A 12,573-nucleotide genomic window follows, 5' to 3' on the forward strand; every position below is an offset into this window, starting at 1 on the left:
GCGTCGTGACCGTCCTCGACGACCTGGACCAGCCTGCGGCCGCCCTTCTGCGCGAACTGCGCAGTGAGCTGATGGTCTGCAAGTTCGCGGTCGACGAGCTCATGACGAAGCTACGGATCCTGTCCGAGGAGTTCGACTTCGCCCACCAGCACGACCCGATCGAGCACCTCACCAGCCGCGTCAAGCAGCCGCAGGCGATCCTGCAGAAGCTGCGGCGCAAGGGCCTGGAGCCGAACATCGAGGCGATCCAGGAGCACATCGAGGACGTCGCCGGGATCCGCGTGGTGTGCCCGTTCGTGCCGGACGTGTACATGGTGGCGGGCATGCTCGGGCGGCAGGACGACGTGGAGATCGTCCGCACGAAGGACTACATCGCCGAGCCGAAACCCAATGGCTACCGCAGCCTTCATCTTATCGTGCGGATCCCGGTGTTCCTGTCCGACCGGGTCGAGAAGGTCAAGGTCGAGATCCAGATGCGGACGATCGCGATGGACTTCTGGGCCGCCGTCGAGCACAAGCTGTTCTACAAGTACGACGGCGAGGCCCCGGCGGACTTCGCGGTCGAACTGCAGGCGACCCCGGCCACCGCAGCCGATCTTGACAGCCGGATGACCGCGCTACACCAGCGAATCCAGCCCTAGATGTCCTCGTCGGCGCCGTAGCCGGGCATCTTGCCGGTGGCGACGAACACCATCCGCTTGGCGACCGAAACCGCGTGGTCGGCGTAGCGCTCGTAGAAGCGGCCGAGCAGCGTGACGTCGACGGCGGCGGGCACGCCGAACTCCCAGTCCTTCGCCATGATCACGCTGAACAGGTGGCGGTGGATCTCGTCGACCTGGTCGTCGTCGGCCTCGATCGAGCGGGCGGCCTCGACGTCCCTGGACTTGATGACCTCTTCCGCGCGCAGCGCCAGCTTCACGACCGCCTCGCCCATCTCGGCGAAGTACGGCCGGACCGGCTCCGGCAGCGCCGACTCGGGGTGGCGGCGGCGGGCCGCCTTGGCCACGTGCAGGGCGAGGTCGCCCATCCGCTCGAGGCTCTCCGCGGCGTGGATGACCGCGAGCACCGTCCGCAGATCGGTCGCGACCGGGGCTTGCAGCGCGAGCAGGGCGTACGCCTGCTCCTCACACTCGGCCCGCATGTCGTCGATCTTGGCGTCGTCACCGATCACCTGCTCGGCCAGCGCGAGATCGGCGTCCAGCAGGGCCCTGGTCGCCTTCTCCATCGCGGCGGCCACCCCGACGGACATCTCCGCCAGGTTGTCGGCCAACTGTTCGAGTTCGACGTGATAAGCCTCGCGCATGGCCACACCTTACGGGCTGAGCAGAGCGAACACCGCATCGCAGGATGAACCGGCAGTGAACCCCGCCTAACGAATGCTACTGATCAGGCTGCGGTCCGCCGGTGGCCTTACTGCCGCTGGCCTGCGTGTCCGGCGAAGTCGGCGGTGGGGTGCTGCCCGGCAACGGAGTGTTCTCGATGAGCGCCTGGAAGATCGCCTTCGCCTTGCTTTCGATCAGCACCTCGTTACCGCGCGAGTTCGCCTCGCCGGTCGTCGGAATGGTCATGAAGGCGACCGTGGACGGATCGAGACCCTTCATCGACTGCGCGAGCGTGAGCATCTGGTCGACCCCGATATTCTCGCCGAAGGTCGCCTTGGCGAAGGCGGTCACGAAACCCGACAGCTGTGCCGGGCTGGTGAGCACGCCGCGCGACATGACCTTCTTCATCAGCGCGCCGATGAACTCCTGCTGGCGTTTGATGCGGCCGTAGTCCGAGGTCGGGTCGCCGATCACATGGCGGGCGCGGACGAAACTGAGCGCCTGGTTGCCGGAGATCGTCACGTCCCCGGTCTGCGAAATGACCATGCCGAGCACCGTGTCCTTGATCGGCTTGTCGATGTGCACGGTCACGCCCTGCACCGCGTCGACCATGTCCTTGAACCCGCCGAAGTCGATGCCGACGAAGTGGTTGATCTTCATCCCGGTTTCCTGCTGCACCCATTTGGTGAGGCAGCGCGGACCGCCGATGGCGTACGCGGTGTTGAGCTTGACCTTCGTCTCGGCCGGGACGACATCGCTCGAGTAGTTGCCCGTGCCCACGTCGAAACGTTCGCAAGCGGGACGGGAGATTTCGAGGTCACGCGGGAACGAAATGACCACGGCGCGTTTCCGGTCGGCCGGAATGTGGGCGAGCATCACCGTGTCCGAACGGGCGCCCTGGACCTCGTTCGCATTGCCGACGTTTTCCCCGGCGGTCGCGCCGACGCGGGTGTCGGAACCGGCGATGAGGAAGTTCTCGTCGCCGAGTTGGGCCGGCGCGTCCTGGATGTCGGCCGAGTTCTCGTCGAGCGCGGCGATCTGCGTGAACTTGCTGTTGAACCACGTCTTCGTCCCCCACGCGGCGCCGGTGCCGAGGAACACGAGCACGGCGAGCACGATCAGCGTGATCCGTCCAATGCGGACGGTCCGTTCGCTGTGCCGCTGCTTCTTTTCCTGCAACCGGGTCTGCGGCGGGGCGACGAGCCGCGTGGGCTCGGCCTCCTCCTCGGCGGCCGGCGCCCGCGCGGGGAGGACGACTCGCTGGAGCCTGGTGCGGGTCTGCTCGAGCAACTGGACGGGGCGGGCGGTCAGCTTTTCCAGGCGCTGCTTGCGTTTCGCCTCTTCGGCCTGGAGCTCGTCGTGGGCCGCCGAGAACCGGGCTAGCGAATGGTCGATCTTGCGGCGCACCTTGGTGCTGTCGTCGATCGGCTCCATCTCGTCGGTCATCGTCAGCCGGTCCTCCGGCTTGACGACACGAGGCGCGCCGGACCGTGCTTGCGCGGTGGCGTTCGCTTCGTCGGCGGCTCCCGGCCAGTTGGCTTCGGACGACTTGGGGGAACGGGCTCCAGGCGCGGGGCGCCGGGCCTCGGGCGGCTTCGGGGCGGGACGGCTCTCCGACGACTCGGGGGTGTCCGGGCGGCGAGCACCGGGCGGCATCGGCGACGGACGGCTTTCCGACGACTCCGGGGCATCCGCACGACGAGCCCTCGGCGGCATCGGGCCGCGCAGGGCATCGGGCCCTGTCTGGGGAGGGCGCCGCGGCATCGGCCGTTCGGCGCCGGGCGCGGGAAGGTTCGGCGCGGACCGGCGGCCCTCAGGCTCGCCGGGCAAGGGGAGGTCGGGGGCCGAGTGGCGGCCATCGGCTTCACCCGCGAGCCGGCGGACAGCGGGCGGCTCGACGGCGAATCGCCGTGACTCGGGCGGCTGCGCCGCGGCATGGCGCGCAGGCGGTTCGACTCGCCGCGGCTCCTTGGCAGGCGGCTCGGACACCTGGCGTGGGGCCGTGGGTGGCGCCGGCCGGTCGGGCCCCTCAGGCTTGGCCCGCCTCGGCGGAGCCTGCCGCTCCGAGCCTTCCGGGCCAGCCCACCTGGGCGGCGCCTGCCGCTCCGAACCCTCCGGACTGGCCCACCGCCGCTCCGGCGGCGGTTGACGCTCCGAGGTTTCCGGGCTGGCCGACCTCGGCGGGGCTTGCCGCTCCGAACCCTCCGGCTTGGCCCACCGCCGCTCCGGCGGCGCTTGCCGCTCCGAGCCTTCCGGGCTGGCCGACCTGGGCGGCGCTTGCCGCTCCGAGGTTTCGGGCGCGGACCACCGTGGTTCCGGCGGGACCGGCGCGGCGTGCCGCGACTCCGTGGCGGGCGGCTCGGGCCTCGCGTGCCGCGATTCGGGCAGATCGGGGACCGCGCGCAACGGCGGGCGGCGCGACGCCGGCGGTCTGGGCGGCGGGGCCTGGGGCCTTCGCGGCACGGGTGGTTCGGACCGCCGGCCCGCCGGAGGCAGCGAGGGGTGCGGATCCTTCGTGTCGCCGTGCGAGCCGGGGGCGTCGGTCGGATCGAAGGTGGGGCGGATTCCGGTGTGCTGTGCCAGCACGTCCGACACGCTGATCCCGCCATGGGTGTCGATCGAGCGACGTCGGCGGGCACGCGGATGCCCGCCATTGCCACGGGAGCCGGGGCCGGCGGCATGATCGTCTGGCACCCGTGCTCCTTCCAGTCTCTCCAGCAGGCGAAATACCACTCGCAACAGTGATCGCCCCGACGGCGAGCATCGTTATCGTACGGATACTCCCCGTTCTTGACGACACCCTCCCGCGAGTTTTTTCACCTAGCGTGCGAGAAGTTCACGAGGCCTGCGGCGAACCGAGTGAACCGATCGGTGTGATAAAGAGGAAATATCGTCCGAAAACTACGGACAGTACTCAATTACCCGGGTGCCCGCGCGGTCCCGGTATGCGACCCGATTGCGCCCCGCGTGCTTGGCGGCGTAGAGCAGATCATCGGCCTCGAGCACCTGGCGGCGGCTGGCGGTCACGTCGCCCGACTCGTACGCCAGACCCACGCTGATGGTCACCGAAAGCCCGTCGCACAAGGCTGACCAGGGATGTTCGGCGATGCGCGCCCTGGCCAGTTCGGCGACGCGAACCGCGGCGTCCGGTTGCACCGCGGGCAGTACCAGCATGAACTCCTCGCCACCGTAGCGCGCACAGAACGCGTGTGACGGGAGGCCCTCCCGCAGCAGCGCGGCGACCCGCCGCAGCACCTGATCACCGACGATATGACCGAATGTGTCATTCACATTCTTGAACAGATCGATGTCGGCGAGTGCGACCGCGAGCGGTTTGCGCGCGTCCGAAAGCAGATCGTCCAGCCGCCGGTCGAGATATCGCCGGTTGTACACCGTGGTGAGCGCGTCGCGCAGGCTCTCTTCGCGCGCTTCGGCCCGCTCGCGGCGTAGACGGTCCACCTCGCGTCGCAACTGCTCGGGAATCGACGGCTCGGCGCGGGCCAGGTCGAGGGCGACCCGCAGATGTTCGTACGCGCGGCGCCAGTCCCCCTGTGACGCGAGCGCACCGGCGATCGACTCGTGCAGGCTTGCCTCGTCCGGGGCGACCTGCTTCGGCGTCACCGTATCCACCTCCGTCACCCAGTTCTTGTCGTCTACATAGAGGCGCGGCTTGAGTGGGAGGTACAGGCAAACATGAATATCGCTCAACCGGACGACGAGATGGTGGCTCTACGTATTCGCCGCTGCGACAGACGAGGGCGTGTCACGACCACGCGCACACCTGCGATGACCGCCCGCAAGCAGGCAAAATCCTTGCTGCAAAAGGAAAATTACAAGAGACGGTGACTTCGTGTGAAAAGCTGACGAGCACACGGCGGAACAATTGATTGCCCGTGAAGCGAATGCGGTGCGTGACTTCGGCGACCGAGAAAGGGTACCGGCATGCGGCCCAATTCGGGTTGGGCCGCATGCCGGAAGGAGGACTACGGCAACGCGGTGATGCGGTCGGCGGGCGGCGGCGCGATTCCGGGATGCGCGCCCAGATACGCGATCAGCGCGTCGAGGTCGACCGGCCCACCGGCGAGGTCGGTGCCCTTGGTGAACTCGGTGAAACCGTCCCCGCCCGCGGCGAGGAAGTTGTTCACGGACACGCGATAGGTGCCGCCCGGGTCGACGGGCGCCCCGGCGACGGTGATGTCCGAGACGCGCGAACCGATCGGCGCCGAGGCCGAGTACGTGTAGTGCAACGTCGAGGAGATCTGCAGGATCCGCGTCGTGCTCGCGGTCCATTGCTGCTCCAGCACGTTCTTCAGGTTCGCCCCGGTCAGCGTGATGGTCTGCATGATGTTCGAGAAGGGCTGGACGGTGAACGCCTCGCCGTAGGTCACCACGCCGTCGCCCTCGCCGTTCGGCGAGGAAGCGTACGTCAGGTCGGCGCGGATCCCGCCCGGGTTGGTGATCGCGAGCTGCGCGCCGTTCGCCGTGGTGCCTTCGAGTTGCGCGTCCGCGATCACGTCGCCGAGCGTTGATTCGCCCGAAGCCGCACCGGCGGCCTTGAGGTCCGCGGTGATCGTGCCGACCTTTTCGTTCGCGATCGGCGCGGACTTCGTCTTGGCCTCGTCGACCAGTTTCTGCACCGCCGGATCCGGGGGGACGTCGCGGGTGACGATCTCGTTGTGCGCGATCGTCGCCGAGCGCACCACGTCACGTGTCCGCCGGTCGATCTTCAGATCGACGACCGACAGCAGCCGCCCGAAGGACGCGCCCTGGACGACCGGGCGCGGATTCCCGGCCGGGTCGTCGATCACGCAGTTGTACTGCTGGTGGCTGTGCCCGGTGAAGATCGCGTCGACGCTCGACGACACGGCCTTGGCGATCCGGGTCGCCGGGCCGGGCGTGACGTTGCAGTCGTCAGGGCCGCCGGCACCGGTGTTGTCGCCCTGGTGCAGCAGCACGACCTGCGACCGCACGCCCATCCGGTCGAGCCAGCCGGATGTCCGGTTGATCGCCTCGACCTCGTCACCGAACTTCAGCCCCTCGATCGCGCTCGGGGTGACGACGGTCGGCAGATCCTCCAGCGTCGCGCCGATGATCCCGATCGGCACCCCGCCGGAGTACTTGACCGTGAACGGCAGGAGCGCCGGCGCACCGTTCTCGAAGGAGACATTGCTGCCCAGGAACGGGAAGTCCGCGCCGGCGAAGGAACCTTCGAACTGGCAGCCGTCCACCGGGTGGCAGCCGCCGTCCTGCATGCGCCGCAACTCCCGGTACCCCTCGTCGAACTCGTGGTTTCCGACGACCGAGGCCCGCACGCCGATCTCGTTGAGGAAGTCGATCGTCGGCTCGTCGTGGAACAGCGCCGAGGTCAGCGGGGACGCGCCCACGTTGTCTCCGGCGGAGAGCACCAGCGAGTCGCGGACCTGCGACTCCAGTTGCTTGACGTGCGTCGCGAGATACGCGGCGCCGCCGGCGTCCACCGTCGTGCCGTCGGACAAGGTGATCCGGCCCGAAGAGCCCGATGGGGGCTCGAGGTTGCCGTGGAAGTCGTTGAACGTGATCAGCCGGACGTCCGTGGTCGGACCGGTCCGCTGCGCTGACGCCGGCGCGGCGGTGACCGCGACGGCAGCGAGCGCCGCGGCCGTGACCACTACAGTGCGACGCCACACGCGGGGCGAAATCGTCATATTCCCTCCAGAAGGCGCATAACGTCTGGATCTTGCCGGGATGCCGCGGTGGCTGACCAGGGCCGATCGGCGGAAGCTCTCGTGAACGTCCGGTGCCCGGCCATCCCGGCCATCTGGCCGATGCCGGCGAGGCCGGTCAGGCCGCACGGCCGATCCGGCCGCAGGGGTTCAGACCATACGGTCGACTCATGAAATCACCGCAGGTCACAGCGCTGGCAACGGGAATCGTCGTATTCCTCGCGATCTGGGCGACGGTGCTCGTCCCGCAACTCGTGCTGCACCGGGCGCGGTTCGGGCGCATCGTCCCCGGGCGAGTGGTGCGGACCGCCGCGGTGCTGTGCTACGCCTGCCTCGGGCTGGCAGTGGTGTTCCTGCCGTTGCCCGGACCTCGCACCCGGCCACTGGTGCAGACCATTCAACTGGTGCCGTTCCAGTGGATCACCGACGTGCGCACCGACGCCGCCGGCCCTGGCCTGCTCAACGCGTTGACGACGACGGCGTTCGAGCAGATGGCCTTGAACGTGCTGCTCTTCGTGCCGCTGGGCATCTTCGCCCGGGTGCTGTGGCGGCGCGGTCTCGTCGGGACGACGCTGCTGGGCTTCGCGGTGTCGCTGTGCGTCGAGGTCACTCAACTGACGGCGAACTGGGGCACCGCGCCGTTCCAGTACCGGATCTTCGACGTGGACGACCTGATCACCAACACCAGCGGCGCCGCGCTCGGCTGGATCGCCGGCGCGCTCTACCTCGCTCTGCGGAAATCAGCGGTGCGTACGCAGCCGATGCGGCGCGAGCGGATCGACCTCACCGAGGCGCGCTAGGCGCGCGGCCCTTCGCACGGCCTCCCGGCGCGCGGCTCTGCGGTCCTCGATGGCCACCACTGCCGTGGCGGCCGCGAAGAACAGCACTACGAGGCCGAGGACGATCGCGAGTTCCACGCCGCCTCCCTTGGCGTCGTCCTTGTGTGGCAGATCACAGAGCGTACGCCTGATATGTGCGTCGTGCCACCTACAACCCGGACACCGCGGAGAACCAGGTGTGGTCCGTTGACAGGAATCGGCCGAACCTGAGCCCGGCCCCGGCCAGCAGCGCCTCGAGTCGTGGCTGGTCGAGGCGCCGCGCGGTGAAATGCCGAGCCCAGACGGCACCGCGGGCCGCGTACCGGACGGTCGCGCGGAGAAGGTCGGCCTCGCGCGAAATTCCGGACAGGCGGATCTCGACCTCGCCGAGCCGGCCGCCGCCGTCATCGACCGTGTCGAACCACTCGGGCGGATGCCATTCGACGATCGCCCGGCCACCGGGCGCGAGATGCCGCGCGACGGCGGCCAGGACAGGAGCGCTGTCCGGCGCGTTGACGAGATGGCTCGCCAGGAGAACGGCAGCGAAGCGCCGATCCAGCTGCAGGTCCTCGATTCGGGAGCACACCTTCGCCGCCCGGACCCGCGCCAGCATCGCGGGCGAATCGTCGACCGCGGTGACCGGATGTCCGAGCGCCATCAGCGCGTGCGCGATCCGGCCCGTACCGCAGCCGAGGTCGAGCACCGCCGCGCCGGCGGGGATGGCGGCATGCACGATCTCCGCTTCGCCGGCCGGAGGGAGCAGCCGGTAAACCTCGACGGGGCTGCCGTCCGCGGTGGTCATTCCGCCAGGATGCCAGGCTCGCATGGTTGGATCCGGGTGCTCATGACTCCCATCCGGCCCACCAAGGCGCAGCTCGCGGCGGCGAGCGGGGCGACGATCCCCGACGTCATCGCGCCCGGCCTGCGGGTGCTGTTCTGCGGCATCAACCCGGGGCTCTACTCCGGCGCCACCGGGTATCACTTCGCCCGCCCCGGCAACCGGTTCTGGCCCGCGCTGCACGCGGCCGGCTTCACGCCGCACCGTCTCGATCCGAGCGAGCAGGACGAACTCACCGGTTACGGCCTCGGCATCACGAACCTCGTCGCACGGGCGACCGCCCGCGCCGACGAGCTGACCGACGCCGAGCTGCGCGACGGCGCGCAGATTCTCACTCGCAAGATCGAGCGCTACCGGCCGCGTTGCCTCGCGGTCGTCGGCATCACCGCCTACCGCACGGCGTTCGGCCGGCCCAAGGCCACGATCGGTGCGCAGCCGGCTTCGATCGGTGAAACAGCGGTTTGGGCGCTGCCGAATCCGAGCGGTCTCAACGCCCACTGGACCCCCGCGACACTCGCACAGGTGTTCGCCTCACTGCGCGAAAAATTCTACTCAGAGTAGTACGTAACTCAGCTGGGTGAACCCGCGTCACAGGCGCCGGTCTGGCAACTCCCACAATCGACGACGAGTCAGGCCAGCACCGGTCCCAGCAGGGGGGATTGGATCGTGTAGCCCGGGACCTGGACGGATGACCGAGGGGCGCGGCACCGTCCGAGCCGGGTACACGGCGGCGCTGACGGTGTGAGACGGAGTATTCTGATGACGCGCAGTAACGAGCCAGCCCGAGCGCCACAGGGCTCTCCACCGGCCCGCAGCCTCGGGGTCGCGGCCGTCGACCCGGTGCCGTTCTGCCGTGAAGGACTTTCCGCGATCGTTCACCGCACCCCCGGCCTGCACTGGGCCGGGCACGCCGGCAACCCCCATGCCGCCCTGCAGCTCGCCGAACAGGTGCATCCCGACGTCCTCCTGCTCGACTCCGGCCTCGATCCGAACGGGCACCTGGCCAAACTCCTCGTCAGCGGTGACCCAGAGCTGCTGGTCGTCCTGCTCGTCCGCGAGGTCCACCGGACCGCGGCCTTCCTCCAGACCGCGACTCTGGCCGGCGTCCACGGCGCGCTGCCCCGCACGGCGGAAGCGCGCCGGCTGGTCGAGGCGATCCGGCGGGTGCACCTCGACCGCCGCTACGTCGACCCCGCACTGGCGCCACTGGTTACCCAGCAGCGCCAGAGCCCGCGGCCGGGCGAGCCCGTCGTCGCCACCCGCCGACCGCGGATGCCCCTGTCCCGGCGCGAGTTCCAGGTGCTGCAACTGGTCGCCGAAGGCCTGGAGAACGCCGCGATCGCGAAAATCCTGTACCTGTCGGTCGAAACCGTGCGTACCCACGTGAAGAGCATCCTGCGCAAGCTCTCCGCGCGTGATCGCACGCACGCCGTCACGATCGCGTTCCGTGGCGGCATCCTCATCACCCAGCCCGAGGACTCTCCGGAGCGGGGAACGCCTGGTCAGACCCCATTTCCTCCGTCTGGCTCCGCCGAGCGCCACGCACGCTGAACGGTGATTTCGGATCACAACCGGATGGTTCCCCTTGCTGCGGTTACCAGAGGGTAATATCCTGATGTTACCGGCCAGTAGGGGACCAGCATGCGCCCAGCCGGAAGACCGACACCCAACGGAGCGACGACATGGGCCACTACAAGAGCAACGTGCGAGACCTCGAGTTCAACCTCTTCGAGGTGCTCGGCGTCCAGAATCGTCTCGGCAAGGGCGTACTCGCGGACTCCGACGAGGAGACCGCGCGCGGTGCGCTGGCCGAACTGAACAACCTCGCCACCGGCCCGCTCGCGGAGTCCTTCGCCGACGCCGACCGCAACCCGCCGGTGTACGACCCGAAGACGTTCTCCGCGACGCTGCCGGAATCCTTCAAGAAGAGCTACCAGCAGCTGTGGGACGGCGAGTGGTGGCGGCTGGGCCTGACCAACGACCTCGGCGGCCTCGGGCTGCCCCCCACCGTGCAGTGGGCCGCCTCGGAGCTCATCCTCGGCGCGAACCCGGCGCTGTTCATGTACATGGCCGGCCCGAGCTTCGCGATGATCCTCGACCGCAACGGCACCGAGGAGCAGAAGCGCTGGGCCCGGATCATGATCGACCGCGCGTGGGGCGCCACCATGGTGCTGACCGAGCCGGACGCCGGGTCCGACGTCGGCGCCGGGCGCACGAAGGCGATCAAGCAGGAGGACGGCTCCTGGCATCTCGACGGCGTGAAGCGGTTCATCACCTCCGGCGACCAGGACATGACCGAGAACATCATGCACCTGGTGCTCGCCCGCCCCGAGGGCGCGAAGCCGGGCACCAAGGGCCTGTCGCTGTTCCTGGTGCCGAAGTTCCACTTCGACACGAACACCGGTGAGCTCGGCGAGCGCAACGGCGCCTTCGTCACCAACGTCGAGCACAAGATGGGCCTGAAGGTGTCCACCACCTGCGAGGTGACCTTCGGCCAGCACGGGACCCCGGCCAAGGGCTGGCTGCTCGGCGACGTCCACGACGGCATCGCGCAGATGTTCCAGGTGATCGAGTATGCCCGCATGATGGTGGGCACCAAGGCGATCGCGACGCTGTCCACCGGCTACCTCAACGCGCTCGAGTACGCCAAGGAGCGGGTGCAGGGCGCGGACCTGACGCAGATGCTCGACAAGAGCGCGCCGCGCGTCACCATCACGCACCACCCCGACGTGCGCCGCTCGCTGATGTTGCAGAAGGCGTACGCGGAGGGCCTGCGCGCGGTGTACCTGTACACGGCCTCGTACCAGGACCAGGTGTGGACGCAGGACGGCGATGAGGCATCACTGAAGCTGGCCGAGCGGGTCAACGACCTGCTGCTGCCGATCGTCAAGGGCGTCGGCTCCGAGCGGGCCACCGAGCAGCTCGTGCAGTCGCTGCAGACCCTGGGTGGGTCCGGCTTCCTGCAGGACTACCCGATCGAGCAGTACATCCGCGATTCGAAGATCGACTCGCTGTACGAGGGCACCACGGCGATCCAGTCGCAGGACTTCTTCTTCCGCAAGATCGTCCGCGACAAGGGCCAGGCGCTCGGGCACCTCGCGAACGAGATCAGCAAGTTCGTGGAAGACACCGGGTCCGAGTCCGACGCGCGGCTCAAGAACGAGCGGCAGCTGCTCAAGCAGGCACTGGAAGACGTGCAGGGCATGCTCGGCGCGATGATCGGCTACCTGACCGCCTCGCAGGAGGACGCGAAGAACCTCTACAAGGTCGGCCAGCACACGGTGCGCCTGCTGCTCTCGGCCGGTGACCTGCTCGTCGGCTGGCAACTGCTGCGCCAGGCCGAGGTCGCACTGGCCAAAGTGGACGGTGCCGCCGCGAAGGACCAGGCGTTCTACCAGGGCAAGATCGCGGTGGCCTCATTCTTCGCGAAGAGCGTGCTGCCGGAGCTGACCGCGCGCCGCGCTGTCGTCGAGGGCGCCGACAACGACCTCATGGAGGTCCCGGAAGCCGCGTTCTGAGTCCAGTCATGGCGAGGAGGTCACGAGCAGCGCGGTTTGGCCGCGGCCGCGCTACGGTATTCCCAGAGCCAACGAGACACAGGGAGTTTCGATGACCATTGGCGGAATCATTTCGGCGATCGTCGTTGGCCTTATCATCGGCGCGCTCGGCCGCCTGATCGTGCCCGGTAGGCAGCGGATCCCGATCTGGCTGACCATCCTCATCGGCATCGCCGCGGCCTTCATCGGCTCCGCGATCGCGCGGGGCGTCGGCTACGCGAACACCCCGGGCTTCGACTGGCTCGAGTTCTTCACGCAGCTGGGGCTGGCCGCGGTCGGCGTCGGGCTCGTCAGCGGTTCGTTCGGCCGCCGCGGGATCAACCGGTAGCGGACGGA

11 protein-coding genes are annotated in these 12,573 nt (G+C 68.8%); 6 read left to right on the forward strand and 5 right to left on the reverse strand.

All coding sequences use genetic code 11. The annotated features are described in order from the left end of the window. Positions 1-5: 5 nt before the first annotated feature. Entirely contained in the window at positions 6-641 is a 636-nt protein-coding gene (locus FG385_RS13365; RefSeq protein ID WP_139097011.1) for a GTP pyrophosphokinase, read from the forward strand. Here FG385_RS13365 and phoU read toward each other — a convergent pair. The 4 genes from phoU to FG385_RS13385 form a co-directional block, all read right to left on the reverse strand. After that, the gene (gene phoU / locus FG385_RS13370) at positions 638-1,303 is read right to left on the reverse strand and encodes a phosphate signaling complex protein PhoU (protein ID WP_139097012.1); all 666 of its coding nucleotides are present in this window, start codon (positions 1,301-1,303) and stop codon (positions 638-640) included. The two genes, FG385_RS13365 and phoU, sit on opposite strands and share 4 nt — an antisense overlap. A 76-nt stretch (positions 1,304-1,379) precedes the next feature. Next, positions 1,380-2,768, reverse strand: a complete 1,389-nt coding sequence (locus tag FG385_RS13375) for an LCP family protein (RefSeq protein WP_139097013.1) — start codon at positions 2,766-2,768, stop codon at positions 1,380-1,382. A 1,455-nt stretch (positions 2,769-4,223) separates the two neighbouring features. Continuing rightward, a complete protein-coding gene (locus FG385_RS13380) occupies positions 4,224-4,961 on the reverse strand; it encodes a GGDEF domain-containing protein (protein ID WP_139097014.1) in 738 nt (245 codons plus the stop codon). Positions 4,962-5,305: 344 nt separating this feature from the next. Beyond that, positions 5,306-7,006, reverse strand: a complete 1,701-nt coding sequence (locus FG385_RS13385; protein WP_139097015.1) for a bifunctional metallophosphatase/5'-nucleotidase — start codon at positions 7,004-7,006, stop codon at positions 5,306-5,308. A 188-nt stretch (positions 7,007-7,194) separates the two neighbouring features. Here FG385_RS13385 and FG385_RS13390 point away from each other — a divergent pair, with 188 nt between their 5' ends. Next, complete coding sequence (locus tag FG385_RS13390) at positions 7,195-7,824, forward strand: VanZ family protein (protein WP_139097016.1); 630 nt, start codon at positions 7,195-7,197, stop codon at positions 7,822-7,824. A gap of 187 nt (positions 7,825-8,011) precedes the next feature. Here FG385_RS13390 and FG385_RS13395 read toward each other — a convergent pair whose 3' ends face one another. Further along, the gene (locus tag FG385_RS13395; protein ID WP_139097017.1) at positions 8,012-8,644 is read right to left on the reverse strand and encodes a class I SAM-dependent methyltransferase; all 633 of its coding nucleotides are present in this window, start codon (positions 8,642-8,644) and stop codon (positions 8,012-8,014) included. 42 nt (positions 8,645-8,686) lie between these two features. On the opposite strand from FG385_RS13395, the gene mug reads away from it, so the two are divergent. The 4 genes from mug (at position 8,687) to FG385_RS13415 (ending at position 12,565) form a co-directional block, all read left to right on the forward strand. Beyond that, positions 8,687-9,241 (forward strand): G/U mismatch-specific DNA glycosylase, encoded by a 555-nt coding sequence (mug, locus tag FG385_RS13400; protein WP_139097018.1) that lies wholly within the window; start codon positions 8,687-8,689, stop codon positions 9,239-9,241. Positions 9,242-9,439: 198 nt separating this feature from the next. Beyond that, positions 9,440-10,231 carry a response regulator transcription factor gene (locus tag FG385_RS13405; RefSeq protein ID WP_139097019.1) on the forward strand — a complete coding sequence of 264 codons (792 nt, stop codon included), beginning with the start codon at positions 9,440-9,442 and terminating at the stop codon, positions 10,229-10,231. A gap of 131 nt (positions 10,232-10,362) precedes the next feature. Further along, the gene (locus FG385_RS13410) at positions 10,363-12,198 is read left to right on the forward strand and encodes an acyl-CoA dehydrogenase (protein ID WP_139097020.1); all 1,836 of its coding nucleotides are present in this window, start codon (positions 10,363-10,365) and stop codon (positions 12,196-12,198) included. A gap of 91 nt (positions 12,199-12,289) precedes the next feature. Beyond that, the gene (locus FG385_RS13415; protein WP_139097021.1) at positions 12,290-12,565 is read left to right on the forward strand and encodes a GlsB/YeaQ/YmgE family stress response membrane protein; all 276 of its coding nucleotides are present in this window, start codon (positions 12,290-12,292) and stop codon (positions 12,563-12,565) included. Positions 12,566-12,573 lie beyond the last annotated feature (8 nt).

This window comes from Amycolatopsis alkalitolerans (genome assembly GCF_006152065.1).
GTDB lineage: Bacteria > Actinomycetota > Actinomycetes > Mycobacteriales > Pseudonocardiaceae > Amycolatopsis_E > Amycolatopsis_E alkalitolerans.